This is a genomic window from Pseudomonadota bacterium, assembly GCA_039033415.1.
Lineage (GTDB): Bacteria > Pseudomonadota > Gammaproteobacteria > Xanthomonadales > SZUA-38 > JANQOZ01.
In genome coordinates this window covers 135,559-152,271 of the sequence record JBCCCR010000012.1, presented here as the reverse complement: position 1 = coordinate 152,271, position 16,713 = coordinate 135,559, and the positions used below count along the sequence as shown (strand labels likewise).

Sequence of the window (16,713 nt, the reverse complement as noted above, 5' to 3'; positions counted from 1 at the left end):
TCACCCGCTGATTCACCAAAACGATTAAGCTAATGATCTCTCTCCACGGCAAGCCTGGCGCAGCGGAGTCATGAAACCCATCCTTGCGGTCTGTCACACCCCCAGCGACAACACCCAAACGCTCGCCGAGGCGCTGCTGCGCGGGATGCAGGCCGGCACCGAACGGCATGACGCGCTGGTCCAGCTGGCGCCTCGCGACGTGGAGGCCAGCCACGTGCTTGAGGCCGGCGGCCTGATCATCGGGACAACCGAGAACTTTGGCTCGATGGCGGGGCTGACCAAAGACTTTTTAGAACGAATCTACTATCCCTGCCTGGAGAACACCCAGGGGCTTCCGGTGGGCATCTACATTCGCGCCGGCCAGGATGGCCAAGGCACCGCCCGGCAGCTGGAGACGATCATCACCGGCCTGCGCTGGCGGATGGTGCAACCGATGCTGACGCTGCGAGGGCCGTTCGAAGCCGAATTCATCGATCGGGTTGAGACGTTGGGCTGTACGTTGAGCGCCGGCGTTGAAGCCGGAATCTTCTGAGAATCACCCGATGGCGAAAGCAGAATCGATATCTCCGGTCCCTTGAACGAGACTTTTTGGCAGGACGGGAGAATCCGGTGACGCACTCAACAACCCGCAAGTTAGGCTTTTTTGCCCTTTTTCTTTCGCTGCTCGGCGCTGCAGGACTGGCGCTCGCGCAGAACCCGCAGACCCGAACACTCGGCGCGAGCAGCCTGATCGACCAGCCCGCGCTGGCCATGGAAATGCCCGACTATGACGCCATCGGGACGGGTCCGATGAGCGTCAGGCCGCTGCTGCCCGGCAGCCCTGCGCCGGAATTTAAGGTTTCCGGCATGTCAGGCAGCCGCCTGTCGTTCAGCCCGAAACACCTCGAGCGGCCCGTGGTAGTGACCTTTTTCCGCGGCGGCTGGTGCCCCTACTGCGTCACGCAGTTTTCCGGCCTGCGGAAGATCGAGGCTAAGCTGGTCGAGCTGGGTTACGACATCTGGTTCATTAGCCCCGACCGGCCGGAACTCCTGTCGTTTGGCGACCCCGGCCCCGATGCACCGTACAAACTCTATTCGGATTCTGACCTCAGCGCGGCCCGGGCCTTTGGCATCGCCTATCAGCTGTCGCAAACCACGCTTGAGCGCTATTTTGAGGGTGGTCGTCTGCTGGCCAGCTACAGCGGACTGGAAACCGGCGCCCTGCCCGTCCCATCGAGCTTCATCATCTCGAAAAACGGTGAGGTGGTTTTTCAATACTCAAGTCCAGACCACACGCGGCGAATTCAGCCGGAGCTTTTGCTCACCGCCGCACGCCTGAACGTAGAGAACATGGCATCGCGCTCGCTCGGCGATTTTGTGGACGGTGAATCGCAAGGACCTTAGCGGTCCGCCCAGTGACTGGGCCTGCTAAGGTAGGCGCATGACACCACGGGAAATCCTCGAACACAGCCTCCTTTTTGGCAATCTCCCGGGCGAGCGGCTGGATCAGCTTGCGGCGCTTGCGCAGTCGAGGGAGGTCAGCAAGGGCACCCTGCTCTTCAATCAGGGAGACCCGGGGGACGCGCTTTACGGCATCGCCAGCGGCAAGGTGCTGGTCTACATCACCGGCGCTGATGGACGTGAGTTTTCTCTGACGGTGCTGGAGACCGGCGACGTCCTCGGCGAAGTGGCCCTGATCGACGGGCGGCCCCGCACGGCCGCGGCCCGCACCATGGAAAAGTGCCGGCTGCTGGTGATCCAGCGCAGCCACTTCACTCCCCTCCTCGAGGACAACCCGCAGCTGGCGCGGGATCTGCTAACGCTGCTTTGCGATCGGCTGCGCTGGTCATCACAACTGATCGAAGAGTTCTCCCTGATGCCGGTGGAGGGCCGCCTGGCGCGCCGCCTGCTGACGCTGGCGGAGCTCCTGGGCAAAACGAGCAGCGAGGGGGTCCAGCTGGAAATCTCTCAGAGCGAGCTGGCTCAGTTTCTGGGGATATCGCGGCAGATCGTCAATCAGTATCTGCAGGAGTGGCGCCAGGCCGGCTGGCTGGAGCTCTCGCGAGGCCGGGTGCTCATCCGAGATTGGAACGCGGTGCACGAGGTGTGTTTTCAGTCCACCCGGTAATCGTCATCTTCCTCGCCGATGATGCGGCCACCGCAGCCGACAAAACACTGGTCATAGCCTTCGCTGCAGCCGCTGTAGTTTGGGACCGGACAGGGGCCGGGCCTGACGCATCCACCACGATTCCCCCGGACCTCCAGGCAGCGCAGAAACTGAGCGTAGACAATCCGGTACCGATATTGACAGTCCTCGTCACGGCGCTGGATGGGGGTGCGGCAGACAAACCGTTCGCGCTGGCAAAACTGCAGGCACTGCTCCGCTTCCGCTCCCTGCGGGTCAACATATTCTCTTTTGGCAGGCCCCGCGCAGCCCGCCATGCCCGCAATCAGCAGCAGGAACGCACCCGCAAGCACGATGGGCCGGCCGATTTTCATCGTCTTTCTGTTCTCATGGCTGCAGGGTCCAAAGAGCCGTTAGGGGTTGACGCGCAAGCCGCCGGCCAAATCAACCGGACCAGGATACGCCGTCGTCAGGGTTCGTCCTTGGCCGCCTCGCGCGCCGCCCTCTCCTCAGCCTTCTGGCGCTTCTTGAGCTCTTTGCTGTCCTCGATGACGCCGCCGCAGGACTCGAAGCAAAGGTCGTAGTTGATGGTGCAACCCTTCGTCTGCAGCACGGGACACCGCTGCGGACGGATGCAGTTTCCACCCTGGCGGCGACACCAGTTGAATTGGCGCTGCTGCTCCCGGAACACCGCCTTGCAGTAGTCGTACTGGTCTTTGGCGTGTGCGCGACACTGCATCTTGACCACGTTGCACTGATCAGCGCACTGCGCGACCGCCTCGTTGAGTTCGATGTAGACTTTTTTGGCGTCTGCGCTGCCGGCCGGCAGCAATGCCGCCAGCGTGGCCAGCAACAGCAGCAGCGGAGTCGATAAATGAGCTTTGACCATAGCCATATTCCTGCGGATACCCCGTCATTTCACCACGTGGTTGCGCTGCGGAACAAGCGGTGGGTTCCCTGGCAGGTGCCTGGTCAGACATCTCGGCCGCGCCCATGATTCGGCTCGTTTTGTACCGGCATGCATTTCGGGCTAACCGCGCGCCGGACAACTCCGTCCAACAGGCATGAATCGACTTTTACCACCGGTGCAGCGTGTTGTCAGACGCTGAGCTTGTCGACAAGGCACGCCGCGGCGACCGCATGGCGTTTCGAACGCTGGTGCTCGACCACTCCGAGGCCATGCACCGCCTGGCGCTGCGCCTGACGGGCAATGAGTCGGCCGCGCAGGACGTGGTGCAAGAAGCTTGGATCAAGGCCCACCGGAGCCTGGAAAAGTTTGACGGCCGGGCTCGCTTCGGCACCTGGATTCACCGGATTACGGTCAACGCGGCGCTGGACCTCATGCGCAAGCAAAAGAGCCGGCAGCGCTTTGAAGTCGACGAACAGCCGGACTACGCGCCGGAGCCCCGGGCCGCCGAGAGCTGCCCGGCAGAAAGCGAAGATCTGCTGCGCAGGACGATGACCGCCCTGCAGCGGCTCAGCGATATGGAACGGACCGCGTTCACGTTGCGGCACTTCGAAGGCCACTCCATCAGCGAAATCTGTGAGCTGCTGGAGATCGGCAACAGCGCGTGCAAGCAGGCGATTTTCCGCGCGGTACACAAAATGCGAGACCAGCTGGAGGCGCTGGCATGAGCGCCGGCAATCCGTCTTGTCAGGCGGACACTAGGAACTTACATCGATGAACAAACCTAAGGAACCAATCTCGGATATCGACCTGCTCATGCTTTATTACGGTGAGCACGACGATCCGTCGTTGGCGGCCAGAGTGGCTAGTGATCCCGAGCTGTCAGCGCGGCTCGAAGCGCTGAGTCAGGGCCTGGCTCGGATTGAGCAGGCGCCGCTTCCGACCCCCGGCCCGGACTATCCGCAGCAGGTGTGGCAGCGCCTGGTTCCTGAGCTGGGGTCGAGCGCCGCCTCGTCGGCGGCACCAGCGTCCCGCTGGCGCAGGATGCTGCTGGCACCGCGGTTTTCGCTGGCGGGCATTGCCGCACTGCTGGTGGTGGGTGTGGTGGCCTTCATGATGGGTCAGACGATGAACCAGCCAGCGGAACCCGCGCTGGCGCTGGACGCCCAGACGCTGCTGATGCGGGAACTGGCGCTACACCTGCAGCAGGCGGAGCTGCTGCTGACGGAAGTGGCCAACAACGGGCCGGCAACGGCATCGTTGAGCGCCAGTGCGCAACCGCTGCTGCAGGCCAATCGACTGTACCGCATAGCGGGCGGCAGCCAGGTGAGCCAACCACTCAGCCTGCTGCTGCAGGACATGGAGGCACTGCTGCTGGAATTGTCCAACGCGCAGGACACGCAGGAACTCGGCCCGGTCCGGGACTATGTAGACAGTGATCTGCTTTTCCGGGTGCGGGCATTGCGTCATTCATTGACGGAAGAAAATCGAATCTAAGGAAGCTTTATGAAGATTTTATGCACGTTGTCGTTGCTGTTGGGCCTGGTCAGCTGGTCGACTCAGGCTTCTGCTCAAGCGTATGAGCGAGGCCAGGAAGCGCTGCGAGAAAAGGACTGGAGCGCGGCAGTCGAAGCGTTTCGTGACGCTGAGCGTCGCCGCGAGCGCGTCGACGCAGCGCTTTACTGGCGGGCTTACGCGCTGCGTCAGCTCGGCCGCGAGCGGGAGGCAGGCGGGGTGGCCAAGCAGGTGGTTCGGCGCTATCCGGACAGCCCCTGGACGGACGATGCCGCGGCCCTGCTCGACGAGCTAGACCAGGGTGAACCAGACGTGGGCCAGGACGCGGAGCTGCGGCTCTTCGCGCTGCAGCGGCTGATTGACGACAACCCCGATCGCGCCCTACCGCTGATCAGGGATATGCTCGCCGGCAATCCCGATCCCGACACGCGCCGGCAGCTGCTGTTTATCCTCGCCGCCAGCGACAGCGCGGAAGCCAACGAGCTCGTGCTGCGCACGGCCCTGGACAGCGATGAACCGGATCTGCAAATCCAGGCGATTCACATGCTTAGCGCCGGCTCTGACGGGGCTGCGATTCCCCAGCTGACGGAGCTCTATCGAGCCAGCACGTCCGAGTCTGTGCGTCGCGCGATTATCGATGCACACCTGATGGCCGATGAGCCGGAGGCGCTGGCCAGACTCATCGGGCAGGAAAAAAGCGCTGATCTCCAGCGTCACGGTATTGTGACCCTGGGTGGCATGGGCGCCGTTGAAGAGCTCAAAGGTATCTACCGTAACCTGCCGGGCACCCGGGAACGGGGAGCGGTGCTCGAGGCGCTGGCGATCAGCGGCGACGTGTCCGAACTGGCGGGCATCATCGAATCGGAGACCGACCCGGAGCTGCGCGTAACGGCCATCCGCAGCCTCGGCATGGCCGGCGACGACGGCAGCAGCGACGAGATGCTGGCGAGGCTGGCCGCCACCGCCACCAGTCCCGAGGAGCTGGTGGCCATTCTTGAGGCGGTCACGATCATGGATTCCGGCGCGGAAACGGTCCTGGCGGTCGCCCGGCGCAGCACGAGCCCCGAAGTGTCGCGAAGGGCCATCCAGACGCTGGCCATCCTCGACGAAAGCGAGGCGGTCATGGATCTTTATCGGGAGCTTCGGGGGCAATCGCCCGAGGTTGACCGCGCGATGCTGGAGGCGCTGATGCTGCTGGACGACGGCGCCGAGATTGCGGTCGACATGATTCGCAGCAACAGCAACCCCGAGATTGTGATGATGGCGATCCAGACGCTGGGCATGCTGGATGAAGGAGAGCGACTCACGAACCTGTATCCGAGCCTCGCGACACCCGAGCTCAAGCGCACCGCCCTGCAGCACATGATGGCCGGGGACAACGAAGAGGGCGTGCGCGGTATTCTGAAGACCGAAACCGACCCGCAGCTGCGTGCCGAAGCGATCCGGGCCATGGCGGTGATGGACGTCAGCGCTGACGAGGAGCTGCTGCGGATCTATCGCAACGGCACGCCTGAAGAAAAGTCGGTGGTGGTGGAGACCTGGATGATCCAGGAGTCCGATGAGGCGGTCGTGATGGCCCTGGAGGAAGAGACCGACCCGACCTTCAAGCGTCGATTGATCGAGGCTCTCGTCGTGATGGACTCAGAAGAGGCGGATGAGTATCTCTTCGAGTGGCTGGAGCGATGACCAACCGCAGTGACCGGCACCGGCCGGCCACTGCAAATCTGAAGCTCAGGACTCTAGCGGGACAAACTTCAGCGCCACGCCGTTGTTGCAGAAGCGCTGACGGGTAGGCGCCGGGCCGTCGTCGAACACGTGGCCCTGGTGCCCGCCACAGCGGATACAGTGGTACTCGGTCCGGGGCCACACCAGCTTGAAGTCTCGCTTGGTCGCCAGATGGCCGGGAATTTCGGTAAAGAAGCTTGGCCAGCCGGTCCCGCTGTCATACTTCATCTCGGAGGTAAACAGGGGGAGCCCACAGCCGGCGCAGGCGAAGACGCCGGGCCGTTTCTCAACGTTGTACGGATGGGAACCCGCTCGCTCCGTGCCCTCGCGGCGGAGAACGTTGTAGGCCAGGTCTGACGCGAGCTGCTCGCGCCACTGCGCGTCGGTCAGCTCAAATGGATCAAGAGAGAGATCCAGACCGTGGTTCTCTGCCAGGAAATCCTGCCAGCGAGCCTGCATGTCCTCAATATCGCTATCGGTCATCGGTACCCTTCGCTGATTGGCTGCCCAGCCGCTGATGCTGGCGGCACCCACTGCGGCAGCGGCCGCACTCGCAACAAACACTCGACGTTTCATGCTTTCTTCCAAATTGTCGCAGGTCTCATAGTAGACCGCGTTAAGTGAAGAAAAATTGCAGAGAAGCAGCGAGTTAGCTCAGGCGTCAGATTCAGGCCCGGGGAGGAGCTCCAGATGGCTGGTGTCGATCGAGGGTGTCGGTTCGCGCTGATCGGGGTCTAGACTATCGAATTCTTCGGTGACCGAGAGGCCGCTGGTATCGATCTCGGGCGCTGCCGGGGGTTCAGCGGAATCCACCGGCCCCTCATCGCTGGCGACATCAAACCCGCTCAAATCGATTTCCGGCGCTGCCGGCGCTTCGTGTTCGTCCAACGCGTCGAATGCTTCGCTGGCGCTGAGGCTGCTCGTATCGACCTCCAGCGGGGGCGGCGGCGCCGTTTCGTCGACCAACTCACCCGCCTCCGCAAGCTCTATGTCAGCCAGATCGAAGGTCAGCGGCTCGATGACTTCCGGTGCAACCAGCTGAACGCCAACCGGGGCCAGCTCGGCCGTGTCCGGCTGTTCGGCGTCGGCGGCGGCCACGGCGACGTCCTCGCTATTGGGCTCGGCCGGCTCTGCGGCACCAGCGGTTTCCGCAGCTCCAGCTTCCGGCGCGTCACCTGGCGAGTCGTCAACCTGAAACACCGCCTTACCGGTGCTTACCGACTCAGCAGGATCGTCGATGGCAAAGCTGGCGCGACCCGGTGACGGAGCGGACTCGGCCGGTGGCGGTGTGCTGGGCGGATCTTCTTGCGGTGGTGTCACTCGGGCCTGGGCACTGCGCTCGGTTTCAGCGCTGACCACCGACACGATCAGTCCGGCTTGCCTGAGCGCCGTACGATAGCGATCCGCCGCCTCACGCTCGAGTCCCTTCTTCAGCACCTGCCGGCGACCGTCGAACAGTTTCTCGACCTGCGCTGGCTGAGCTTTGAACAGCTTTGCCAGGTTCTCCCTGGCCTGTTCCGGCGTAGTTCCGGGCGTAACCCGGCCGCGAAACACGATCTGGTAGTCTCGCGACGGCATTAGATACCCAGATTGCTCAACATATTGATCAGCGTTCGCACCGTCGCCACGGTGTCGGGATGCTCGACCTCAAGGCTGGTCGCCTCGCGGTTGAGTTCCTTAAGCAGATCGGGATGCACCGACGGATCGTCCTGCTCCGGAATCTGCTCCTCCATGGCGTCGATCAGACGCGTCAGCTCGGCGGCTCGGGCTTCATCGAGCGTGACCTGCGAGAGCTCGGATCGTAACGATTCGAGCAGTGTCAGCAGCTGTTGACGGCGTTGACTCATTATGGCGTCTATAGTAGCAGTGCTCTTCTACGGCGCCGAGCGCAGTTAGGGCACTTAGTTAAGAGTTGTTCATCGGTATCGCCGCCAACTACTTGAGCCAAAATACGTTTCGCTTCTTGTCCACATATCCTGTGGATAAGTATGTGGACATCCCCTTGTCGCGGTCACTCAAACCGACCAAACATATGGGCCCGCTGCACTTTGATCAAAATTTGCTCATCCCGTTTAGCTTCTAAGAATCAATCACTTACAGCATTCGCCGGGAAAGCCAAGCCAATTATGACAGCTATATTTCACGTTTGTGACGGCCCAAATCCGGGTGTGCATAAGGCCATTTGGCAAATCAGTCACTTACATTGACACTCGGAAAGGCCGAGTACAAAAAAGCCGCAAAAACCGCATAAAAAAAGGGCGCCCGAGGACGCCCTTTTGGTCTGGTTAATGCTCGATCAGGCGGCTGCTTGGTCACCCTCAAGCAAATTTTTTGCACCTTCGATTCGAACCTTCTGCGGCTTCATCGCCTCGGGCAATTCCCGGACCAGGTCGATGTGAAGCAGGCCGTTCTCCAGCCGGGCGCCAATAACCCGGACGTGGTCGGCGAGCTGAAAGCGACGTTCGAAAGACCGTTCCGCGATTCCGCGATACAGGAACTCCCGCTTGTCGTCCTGCTGCTTGCGGGCACCGACAACGGTCAGCGTGTTCTGCTCGGAGGTGATATCGAGGTCTTCCTCCGCGAATCCTGCCACCGCCATGGTAATGCGGTAGTGGTCTTCTCCGGTGGATTCGATGTTGTACGGGGGAAAGCCGCTGCTTTGCTCGACGCGGCTGGCGTTGCTTAGCAGGTTGGCCATGCGCTCAAAGCCAATAGCGGAGCGATACAGCGGGCTGAAATCAAAAGAGGTCATACTATTCTCCTTAGAAGCAATAGGTTGTGTTGTGGCCCACGTCATCGTGCGGCCGAAAACGTGGCCCCATCAGGCGACCACGAAGAATAGGTGGGAATCTCGCCGGCTTTTTTCAAGGGGTCTGGCGCTCCGCCTGCCCCCTCAGCCCAACAACTATTCCAGCTCGTCGATGCTGCGCGGCCAGCTGCTTTTCAGCAGGCGAGCCAGTACCCGATCCGACAACAGGCGGCCACCGGTCTGGCAGCGGGCGCAATAGTTGGCCTCGTTGCTGGCGTACTGAATGCGCTGCACGGGGCTGCCGCACACCAGGCACGGCTCCCCATAGCGACCGTGTACGGCCATCTCAGGACGAAATGCGGTGACTTTCGCGGGGAACCGATCACCCGACTCGTCTGCGAGCCGCTCGATCCATACGTTTAATGTGCGTTGCGTTGCCCGATAGAGACGCTGCCACTCCTCGTCGCTAAGGTTTCGCGTGAGCTGGAGCGGGGACAGACGGGCCGCAAACAGGATTTCGTCGGAGTAGGCGTTGCCAATGCCAGCGAGCAGACGCTGGTCGGTGAGCGCACGCTTCAGCGTGTGGCCCACTTCCGTCAGGCGTTGGCGGAACGCCTCGGGGCTGCAGGTCAGTGGGTCCACACCACCCCGGTCAAACGGCACCAGCGCCTCGCGCCCTTTGAGCAGGTGAATCGACGCACGCTTTTTCTTGCTGGCCTCCGTAAGGATGAGCGTCCCATGAGCAAAATCCCAGGCCGCCAGACCGCTGCCACGCGGAATCTTGGCGCCCGCCTTTGACCATCGGAAGCGCCCGGCGATCATCAGATGAATCAGGATGAAGTGCTCATCTTCCAGCGTCAGGAGGAGCTGCTTGGCCATGTGGCCCACCTCCAGGATCTTACGGTCGACCAGATCTCCGGGCGCCGGTGAAACGCTGCGCAGCACAAACGGCGAGCCGACCCGCATCCCCAGGAGCTTCTTGCCGACGAGCCGGGCGGCGAGCGCATCACGGTAAAGCTTGATGTCGGGTATCTCGGGCACGCGGGGCTCCGGGTTGCAGGACGGAACTATGCCAAAAGAAGGTACGGCCTGCCGAATTATCGGTTTGTGATCGGTTGACGAGCGGCCACCCTACCGGCGGTTGAAGCCAGCGGGCGCGGAGAGTGAGGGCCGGCGCCGCGTCGGGTAGGTGGAACGCAGAGCCCTATGAAAGACCCGGCGGCGCCACAGAAATACCCACCCAAGGCGACAAGCTCAGCCACCTGTCCTCTCATCGGTGATAAGACCCATGCGTTTACTGCTTCTGGCTCTCCTCCTCGCCTGGCCGACTGCCCGGGCCCAATCCCAGGCTCAACCCGCGGTCAGCCCCCCGCCGGCCAAGTCGGCCTTAGTCGATTCAGCGCGATACCGGCAGGTGGACGCCTGCTTCGTGCTGGACACCACAGGCTCGATGTCGGCGGCGATTCAGACCGCCAAAGAAAAGGTGTGGTACATCGCAAACCAGATCGCCCGATCCGACGCCCGCCCCCGGCTACGGCTATGTCTGATGGCTTATCGAGACCGGGAAGACAGCTACGTCACACGGCTATCTCCCTTGACGGAAGATCTCGATCACATCCATGCGAAGCTGTCCGAACTCAGCGCCGGCGGTGGCGGCGACACGCCCGAGGCGGTGCACCAGGCACTGTTTGAAACCATCCAGCGAGCAGGCTGGGATTCCGGCGATGCAACCCTCCGCGTGATTTTTCTGATCGGTGACGCGCCGCCGAAGATCTACCCCGACGAGCCTCAGTATCCAGAGATCCTGGCCCAGGCGCACAGGCAGGGTGTGGTCATCAACCCCGTATTGATCGGCAACGCGAGCGACACCCGCCGCAGCTTTGAGGAGCTGGAGAGCCTGGGCTCGGGAAGCCTGCTACATCTGCCGACGGGACGGGACGCTCCCGATCCCGCCACGCCCATGGATCAGGACCTTGTTGCGCTAAGCGCTCGGCTTAATGCCACCATCGTCCCCTACGGCAACGACCTTCAGCAGACTGACACGCTCGATCATGCACGCGAGACCGAGGATCTGGGAGACGGCGAGCAGATCGAACGACTGGCGTTTGGCAACGCTTCGGAGCGAGTGCTCCATCGTGAGGGTGACCTGATCCAGGATCTAGCTGAAGGTCGCACTCATCTCGATGTGCTCGACGCCCGCCAGCTTCCCGCATCATTACGCAGCATGAACGCTGAAGAGCTCAGCCACGCTCTCGGCGAGATTCGAGCGGAACGCGAGGCGCTTCAGTCGCTGATCGGCCAGCTTCTCAAACAGCGCCGCGTGCTGATCGAAGACCAGCGCTCGCAAAACAGTTTTTCGGCACAGGTGAGTCAGGTATTGCTGCGCCAGCTTTAGTGTCTTGACTTACCAGTTCGTTGTAGTTCAGCACGAGTCCAAAAGGCGCCGGAGTGAGTGAGCCGGCAGCAATGCTATTCTTTAAACATATGAGACAGCGCTGCCTAGCCAATCACCATCGAGTCAAGCGCTTCACGCTAGCACCGATCATGGTGCTGATCGTGATGCTGGGTCAGGGACTGCTGCCCGGGATCGCTTGGGGCCAATCCTTGCCCCTGGGCGGCGGTGAAAGTGAGACCCCCGAAATCCCGATGCCCGAAGTTGGGCGCCTGCAGCCCGGCTGGTGGAACGCCATCTCTGGGCCTGACGTCGACCGCGCCGCCCGTATCGCTGCACTCAAAACCGCGATCGACGAGGCGGTGCTGTCGCTTTCTGTGGCGGACAGCGGCGATATCCCGCAGCGCGCTGAAGTCGCCAAAGAACGCCTGGATGCGTTTGCTGAGGAACTCGGTCGGGAAGCCGACGACACGCCCGACATCATCGTCAGGACCGACGGGGCGTTCAGCCTCAACGATTTGTTCAACAGCGCTGACGAGATTCGCACGCGTGAAATCGCGCTGACCGACCTGAATGAAAATCTCACCGGCTCTAAGGACCTGCTGGCCCAATCGCGTAGCCGCTACGACGCTGACATCCTCAAACACCGCGCTGAGGACGAAGGCTCGATCGGTGCGCTCAGCACCTCAATCCTGGCCATTGCAAGCCGTGCCAGCCTGGCGGTGCTCGAGCTGCGGGACGGACGGGCCGAGGCCAGGCAAAAGCGGCTGGAGCGGGAGATCAATCAGTATCGTCAGCAGCTGGTGGTCGGCCGCGCCCAGCTATCGCCGGAGGGATTCGAACTCGAGGCCGCGCAGCAGGAGCTTGACTCGCTGGCTGACCAGCTTGGTGAAGCGCAGACTTCCCTGGACGTCAGGCGCCGGGAGTTGCTGGAGGTTGACGAGACCACGCCGCAGGGGCAGGTCCGAGCGCAGCTGATTCGACAGCAGCTTCTCGCCGCACTGATCAAGACAACCCGACTGGACCTGACGCGCATGCGGCAGCGGGGCGTGATCCTCTGGCACGAGGGTCAGACCGAGGAAGGGGTCGACCCGGCGGTTCTGCAGGAGCACCTGGACGCACTACGCGCCCTGCTGGACCAGAGCGAGGGGGAGTTCAACGGCTGGCAGCGGCTGACCGTTTCTTTTCTGCTTGACCCGCCCAGCGATGCCATCACGGCTCGAGCCCGCGACCTGCGTAACGCTGATCAGCAGGCGCGGGAGTTGGCGGTCAACAACCTTCGGGAAATTAAGGAACTGAGCAGCCTGCTGGCGCAGGAGCGGCTGCTTGATGAGCTGCTGTCGCGCGAGCTGGCCGGGGCGGACACAGGCTGGGCAGCGGTCTGGCTGAGCATCCGTCTCGCCTTTGACAGCATGACGGACACCGCGAGCCAGTGGGTCAACCTAACGCCGTTCACCATCGGTGATGACCCGGTGACCCTCGGCGAGCTCCTGAAGGTTGCGCTGATTCTCTTCGCCACCTACATGCTGTCCTGGCTCGTTCGCAAGGCGCTGCAGCGGATGAAAGACCGCCGGCATATCACCCAGACTCACTCACTGTATGCCGCCAGCCGAATTCTTCACTACCTGATTATCACGGTCGGGTTTCTGATTGGCCTGTCGACGCTCGGGCTCAACTTCACCTCCATTGCGCTGATCGCCGGCGCCCTGTCGGTGGGTATTGGTTTCGGCCTGCAAACCACCGTCAACAATTTTGTGTCCGGTCTGATACTCCTGTTTGACCGCAGCCTGAAGGTGGGTGATTACGTCGAGCTCGATTCGGGCCTGCGCGGCACCGTCCGAGAGATCAGCGTGCGCGCCACCCGCATCAACACCAATGACAACGTGGACGTTGTGGTGCCCAACTCGGAATTCGTCAGCACCCGGCTGGTGAACTGGACGATGGTCGAGGGCTTCGCGCGACTGCGGGTCAACTTTGGCGTGGCTTACGGCACCGACAAAGACCTGGTGAAACAAGTTGCGCTGGAAGCCACCGAACGCGTGGACTACACCCTGAAACATATTCCCGCGCATGAGCCGCAGATCAGGCTCGTGAACTTCGGCGACAACTCGCTGGATTTCCAGCTGCTGGTTTGGGTCAACCGGAGCGGCGTGCAGCGGCCCGGCCGGGCCAGGGCTGCCTACATGTGGGAACTTGAGAGTGGCCTGGCGCAGGCCGGCATCGAAATTCCGTTCCCGCAGCGGGATCTGCACATCCGCAGCAACAGCGCCGGCAGCGGTATCGCTTTAGATCCTGAGCCAGGCAACGTCATTCCGCTAGATTCCGGCGCCGAGACCGGCAGAGCCAGCGACTAGCGAAGCCGATCGCGCGTCATTTGGGTTTTGCCAACGTCGCTTGGCGCATGCGGTCAATCTCTTTCAGGTCCTGAGGCGCCAGCATCCACATCGGCGCCTCAGACCGAACAATTTCGGTAATCGCCTTCGGCATTTCGTCAAAGCTCGAATATCGCCAGGCAACCGCGCTGGACATGATCGGCCCTACGCCATAGGAGGTCCAGGCGTGCTGGAAGCGCTGCTGATCCGGCTGCCCCTTATCTGGTTGGACGAAGAAGTCAGAGTTCTCGAACTTACCGCTACCGCGCTGAATGAAGACCGAGTAGTTGAACCAGTGAACATCGCCGATGCGCTTTGCGGTGTAGTTCTCCATCGGGCCCAACGTGTAGACCGAGCGCCCGTTGTTGGACTCAACGGTGTAGACGATTTCGTCGCCGACGAGCTCATAGGTCTTCAGCTGATGCGGATAGGCGATCGGTGCACGCGCTAAACGAGCGCCGGTCTCGGGGTCGAAGAAGTAGAAGATCTTACGGGAAAGGTGCTGCACCCGATCGGGGTTTTGCGGATCGCGCAGCAGCTTGCCGGCATCAAAACCGATCATCTTTGCCGTCACCTCGCCGCCCGGAAAGTCGCGAAAGGTGCCTTCCGAGTACCAGTAGACGTCAGACTTGCCGCCGCCGACGCGCATGTCCAGCCACGACTCAAACAGCTCGCGGTCGAAGCCCCCACCCAGGGCGACGGGCGCCATCAGCAACCCGCCGAGATAGGCCACGAGCATCGTAGCCCGAAGAAAATGTTTGAACATAGCTACTCCCAAACTACCGATCCGGCGGCGCATAGCGTGACTCCGGTCTACGATGACCGTCGCGACGCGCAAATATAACAAGCCCGGGAAAGCCATGGGGTCGGGAAGCCTGGTCCTGCCCCCTCAATCCAAACACCGAATTCAACCTGTTCGCGGGCGCCGAAGCGTTAAATCAAGGTTGACACTTTATTCGATTGGCGATCGTTGACTTAGCCAAAGATTGATCTTAGGGTCAAAATTGGTCTTTCTGTGAGACTCAAGATTGGAATCTGAGACGGTTCGGAGTGCACCCACGAAGAGCTGTCTACACACGAGCTTGACAGTGCTCACGGTACGCTAACTGGGAGTTATCGCGATAGCGATGGCGTACATTTTTTGCCGTGGCTGGGATTAAGGAGAACAGCTATGTTATCGACCGTCCGTCTCTATGAACAAGAACAACAGGCTCAGGAAGCGGCAAGTCAGCTGAAGCAGGCTGGGTTCCGCGACGACACCATCATGCTGCTGACGCCAGGTGATGACTCCGCCGCGGCGGTCGTCAGCGCCATCAACAAAAACCAAATGGCAGCGCGGTTTCGAAAGGCTTGTATCCAGGCGCTGCAGAATGGGCACACCGTGCTGGCCGTGTGGCCGGCCTTTGGTATGGGTGTGACCGCTGAAGAAATCATGGACAGCTTCGGACCGGTTGGCACCGATTCGCTGCCCGCGTATGTCCCCTACGACCCGTCACCGCTATCCGATCTGCTGGGCATCCCGACGCTGGTCAAACACGAACATTCCATAAACATCCGACAGCTCACTAAGCCGGGCTGGACGTTGTCTTCGATGTTCGGAATCGGGTTGCTGAAGCGCAGCGACAAATCCATCATTCCGATGAAGGAGTTGAACGCACCGAAGCCGAATCGACGTTCCAGTTTCGGAATTCCGCTGCTGAAGAGTAGCGGCTCTGCGATCATCCCCATGAAGCAGCTGACCAGCTCAAAGAGCAAGCGTTCGAGCTTCGGCCTGCCGCTGCTTTCAAACAATGGGACGCCACTGTCGTCGCTGTTTAACATCCCGACTCTGACCAAACGTCAGTAGTTGCACCCGGTGGGGTGGCGCTGATCGCCGGCAGGTAGTCGGCGATAGCATCGCAGCCCGCTGGTATCTCGCGACTTGGATTTACTCGGGAGCCGCTTCGGCGGCTTCCGTCGTTTCAGGTGTGGTGCGGCTTGACTCTTTAGGCCGTTCTTTAAGGCGAAGTGGGTTAAGCGAAAGTCGGCGGCGCCCAAGCCGTTTACTTATGACAAGATCCTGGGCGCAGGGAGCGGCGAAGCGCGCAATACCATTTGACGCAAACCTCGCGCAGCTCGAGGAGAATTCGCTTGAGATCCTATACGTAATAACCGAGACAAGCACCCAACATCAGCCCGGCCACACGCCAGCCATGGCGCCTTGAAAGTCCGACATCATTGGCTCCTGACCGGTCACACATTAGGTTTCAGCCTAAGCCATTAGCCGGTTTTCGATGTACCACGCGTCTTTGGGCATGCGAGGGCCAAAACCCGCGAAGTTAGTTCGCGGTTTGCAGCTGTTTTCACTGCCGACCATGACTGTCATATCTGATTGACACACTTTTAGTCATATCAGGTTGACACCATCTGAACACTTTCTACATTATCGACGTACACACCGGCACTCCCTCTGCTTAGCGGCGGATGGTGCCGGGCGCTTGGGACAACCGACTCAGTCGGGCGTCACCTTGCCTACCGGGACCAAAAAATGAGTCCTCCCGGGAACGCAGGTTGCAGGCACCTACGTGCGGGGTTCGCACGAGATCAGTACAGGAGATATGTCAATGGCAGATCATGCCGATTCAGATCGCGTGTGGCCCACCGGTCTGACCACCAAAGAATCGGAGGAAATCCACAAGCACGTCATCGACGGCACGCGGGTGTTCTTCGTGATCTCAGTCATCGCGCACGTCCTGATGGCCGTGTACACGCCGTGGCTCGGATAAGGAGTTAGTAATGAATCAAAGTAGAATGTGGTGTGTTGTTAAGCCTACCGTTGGCCTGCCGCTGTTTCTTGGCGGTGTAATCGCCGTCTCGCTCATTGTCCATGCTGCCGGTCTTATGGCCGTTCCATGGTTTGCCGCTGTTTTTTCTGGCGGTGGTGGTTGACGGCGCAGTTTCACTCTCTAG

Annotated in this window: 19 protein-coding genes; 11 read left to right on the top strand and 8 right to left on the bottom strand. The window is 61.2% G+C overall.

Going from position 1 to position 16,713, the window contains the following annotated elements; translation table 11 throughout:
- Window positions 1-70: 70 nt before the first annotated feature.
- From AAF358_11970 to AAF358_11960, 3 genes are all read left to right on the top strand, one after another.
- Window positions 71-532: a flavodoxin family protein gene (locus tag AAF358_11970; protein MEM7706265.1), complete on the top strand. Its 462-nt coding sequence runs from the start codon at window positions 71-73 to the stop codon at window positions 530-532.
- A 77-nt stretch (window positions 533-609) separates the two neighbouring features.
- The gene (locus tag AAF358_11965; protein ID MEM7706264.1) at window positions 610-1,383 is read left to right on the top strand and encodes a peroxiredoxin-like family protein; all 774 of its coding nucleotides are present in this window, start codon (window positions 610-612) and stop codon (window positions 1,381-1,383) included.
- 37 nt (window positions 1,384-1,420) lie between these two features.
- Window positions 1,421-2,107: a Crp/Fnr family transcriptional regulator gene (locus tag AAF358_11960; GenBank protein ID MEM7706263.1), complete on the top strand. Its 687-nt coding sequence runs from the start codon at window positions 1,421-1,423 to the stop codon at window positions 2,105-2,107.
- On the opposite strand, the gene AAF358_11955 is transcribed toward AAF358_11960, so the two are convergent.
- Both AAF358_11955 and AAF358_11950 read right to left on the bottom strand, forming a co-directional pair.
- The gene (locus AAF358_11955) at window positions 2,092-2,478 is read right to left on the bottom strand and encodes a hypothetical protein (protein MEM7706262.1); all 387 of its coding nucleotides are present in this window, start codon (window positions 2,476-2,478) and stop codon (window positions 2,092-2,094) included. The two genes, AAF358_11960 and AAF358_11955, sit on opposite strands and share 16 nt — an antisense overlap.
- A gap of 95 nt (window positions 2,479-2,573) precedes the next feature.
- Complete coding sequence (locus AAF358_11950; GenBank protein MEM7706261.1) at window positions 2,574-2,993, bottom strand: hypothetical protein; 420 nt, start codon at window positions 2,991-2,993, stop codon at window positions 2,574-2,576.
- 206 nt (window positions 2,994-3,199) lie between these two features.
- On the opposite strand from AAF358_11950, the gene AAF358_11945 reads away from it, so the two are divergent.
- The 3 genes from AAF358_11945 to AAF358_11935 are packed head-to-tail and all read left to right on the top strand — an operon-like array spanning window position 3,200 to window position 6,212.
- Window positions 3,200-3,739, top strand: coding sequence for an RNA polymerase sigma factor (locus AAF358_11945; GenBank protein MEM7706260.1), 540 nt, complete (start codon window positions 3,200-3,202; stop codon window positions 3,737-3,739).
- A gap of 46 nt (window positions 3,740-3,785) precedes the next feature.
- A complete protein-coding gene (locus tag AAF358_11940; protein MEM7706259.1) occupies window positions 3,786-4,508 on the top strand; it encodes a hypothetical protein in 723 nt (240 codons plus the stop codon).
- 9 nt (window positions 4,509-4,517) lie between these two features.
- Window positions 4,518-6,212 (top strand): HEAT repeat domain-containing protein, encoded by a 1,695-nt coding sequence (locus AAF358_11935; GenBank protein MEM7706258.1) that lies wholly within the window; start codon window positions 4,518-4,520, stop codon window positions 6,210-6,212.
- Between the two features lie 45 nt (window positions 6,213-6,257).
- On the opposite strand, the gene msrB is transcribed toward AAF358_11935, so the two are convergent.
- The 5 genes from msrB to AAF358_11910 all read right to left on the bottom strand — a co-directional run bounded on the left by msrB (window position 6,258) and on the right by AAF358_11910 (window position 10,041).
- On the bottom strand, window positions 6,258-6,710 hold the full coding sequence (gene msrB / locus AAF358_11930) for a peptide-methionine (R)-S-oxide reductase MsrB (GenBank protein ID MEM7706257.1): 453 nt from the start codon (window positions 6,708-6,710) through the stop codon (window positions 6,258-6,260).
- 195 nt (window positions 6,711-6,905) lie between these two features.
- On the bottom strand, window positions 6,906-7,829 hold the full coding sequence (locus tag AAF358_11925) for a hypothetical protein (protein MEM7706256.1): 924 nt from the start codon (window positions 7,827-7,829) through the stop codon (window positions 6,906-6,908).
- The gene (locus tag AAF358_11920) at window positions 7,829-8,098 is read right to left on the bottom strand and encodes a DUF4404 family protein (GenBank protein MEM7706255.1); all 270 of its coding nucleotides are present in this window, start codon (window positions 8,096-8,098) and stop codon (window positions 7,829-7,831) included. The genes AAF358_11925 and AAF358_11920 overlap by 1 nt, the downstream gene beginning before the upstream one ends.
- Before the next feature lie 449 nt (window positions 8,099-8,547).
- Window positions 8,548-9,003, bottom strand: coding sequence for an Hsp20 family protein (locus AAF358_11915; GenBank protein ID MEM7706254.1), 456 nt, complete (start codon window positions 9,001-9,003; stop codon window positions 8,548-8,550).
- Between the two features lie 153 nt (window positions 9,004-9,156).
- Window positions 9,157-10,041 carry a DNA-formamidopyrimidine glycosylase family protein gene (locus AAF358_11910; GenBank protein ID MEM7706253.1) on the bottom strand — a complete coding sequence of 295 codons (885 nt, stop codon included), beginning with the start codon at window positions 10,039-10,041 and terminating at the stop codon, window positions 9,157-9,159.
- Window positions 10,042-10,288: 247 nt separating this feature from the next.
- On the opposite strand from AAF358_11910, the gene AAF358_11905 reads away from it, so the two are divergent.
- Window positions 10,289-11,395: a vWA domain-containing protein gene (locus tag AAF358_11905; protein MEM7706252.1), complete on the top strand. Its 1,107-nt coding sequence runs from the start codon at window positions 10,289-10,291 to the stop codon at window positions 11,393-11,395.
- Window positions 11,396-11,484: 89 nt separating this feature from the next.
- Window positions 11,485-13,746, top strand: a complete 2,262-nt coding sequence (locus AAF358_11900) for a mechanosensitive ion channel domain-containing protein (protein ID MEM7706251.1) — start codon at window positions 11,485-11,487, stop codon at window positions 13,744-13,746.
- A 16-nt stretch (window positions 13,747-13,762) separates the two neighbouring features.
- On the opposite strand, the gene AAF358_11895 is transcribed toward AAF358_11900, so the two are convergent.
- A complete protein-coding gene (locus tag AAF358_11895) occupies window positions 13,763-14,530 on the bottom strand; it encodes a hypothetical protein (protein MEM7706250.1) in 768 nt (255 codons plus the stop codon).
- Window positions 14,531-14,905: 375 nt separating this feature from the next.
- Here AAF358_11895 and AAF358_11890 point away from each other — a divergent pair, with 375 nt between their 5' ends.
- The 3 genes from AAF358_11890 (at window position 14,906) to AAF358_11880 (ending at window position 16,692) form a co-directional block, all read left to right on the top strand.
- Window positions 14,906-15,610, top strand: coding sequence for a hypothetical protein (locus AAF358_11890; GenBank protein MEM7706249.1), 705 nt, complete (start codon window positions 14,906-14,908; stop codon window positions 15,608-15,610).
- Window positions 15,611-16,367: 757 nt separating this feature from the next.
- Window positions 16,368-16,529 carry a light-harvesting antenna LH1, beta subunit gene (pufB, locus tag AAF358_11885; protein MEM7706248.1) on the top strand — a complete coding sequence of 54 codons (162 nt, stop codon included), beginning with the start codon at window positions 16,368-16,370 and terminating at the stop codon, window positions 16,527-16,529.
- A 10-nt stretch (window positions 16,530-16,539) separates the two neighbouring features.
- Complete coding sequence (locus AAF358_11880; protein MEM7706247.1) at window positions 16,540-16,692, top strand: light-harvesting protein; 153 nt, start codon at window positions 16,540-16,542, stop codon at window positions 16,690-16,692.
- Window positions 16,693-16,713 lie beyond the last annotated feature (21 nt).

What these genes read in the sequence shown, in the direction of transcription:
- AAF358_11905 (MEM7706252.1), top strand. Translation starts at nt 10,289, where the DNA reads ATGCGTTTACTGCTTCTGGCTCTCCTCCTCGCCTGGCCGACTGCCCGG.
- AAF358_11960 (MEM7706263.1), top strand. Translation starts at nt 1,421, where the DNA reads ATGACACCACGGGAAATCCTCGAACACAGCCTCCTTTTTGGCAATCTC.
- msrB (MEM7706257.1), bottom strand. Translation starts at nt 6,710, where the DNA reads ATGCAGGCTCGCTGGCAGGATTTCCTGGCAGAGAACCACGGTCTGGAT.
- AAF358_11900 (MEM7706251.1), top strand. Translation starts at nt 11,485, where the DNA reads ATGAGACAGCGCTGCCTAGCCAATCACCATCGAGTCAAGCGCTTCACG.
- AAF358_11880 (MEM7706247.1), top strand. Translation starts at nt 16,540, where the DNA reads ATGAATCAAAGTAGAATGTGGTGTGTTGTTAAGCCTACCGTTGGCCTG.
- AAF358_11925 (MEM7706256.1), bottom strand. Translation starts at nt 7,829, where the DNA reads ATGCCGTCGCGAGACTACCAGATCGTGTTTCGCGGCCGGGTTACGCCC.
- AAF358_11940 (MEM7706259.1), top strand. Translation starts at nt 3,786, where the DNA reads ATGAACAAACCTAAGGAACCAATCTCGGATATCGACCTGCTCATGCTT.
- pufB (MEM7706248.1), top strand. Translation starts at nt 16,368, where the DNA reads ATGGCAGATCATGCCGATTCAGATCGCGTGTGGCCCACCGGTCTGACC.
- AAF358_11915 (MEM7706254.1), bottom strand. Translation starts at nt 9,003, where the DNA reads ATGACCTCTTTTGATTTCAGCCCGCTGTATCGCTCCGCTATTGGCTTT.
- AAF358_11920 (MEM7706255.1), bottom strand. Translation starts at nt 8,098, where the DNA reads ATGAGTCAACGCCGTCAACAGCTGCTGACACTGCTCGAATCGTTACGA.
- AAF358_11970 (MEM7706265.1), top strand. Translation starts at nt 71, where the DNA reads ATGAAACCCATCCTTGCGGTCTGTCACACCCCCAGCGACAACACCCAA.
- AAF358_11955 (MEM7706262.1), bottom strand. Translation starts at nt 2,478, where the DNA reads ATGAAAATCGGCCGGCCCATCGTGCTTGCGGGTGCGTTCCTGCTGCTG.
- AAF358_11950 (MEM7706261.1), bottom strand. Translation starts at nt 2,993, where the DNA reads ATGGTCAAAGCTCATTTATCGACTCCGCTGCTGCTGTTGCTGGCCACG.
- AAF358_11895 (MEM7706250.1), bottom strand. Translation starts at nt 14,530, where the DNA reads ATGTTCAAACATTTTCTTCGGGCTACGATGCTCGTGGCCTATCTCGGC.
- AAF358_11935 (MEM7706258.1), top strand. Translation starts at nt 4,518, where the DNA reads ATGAAGATTTTATGCACGTTGTCGTTGCTGTTGGGCCTGGTCAGCTGG.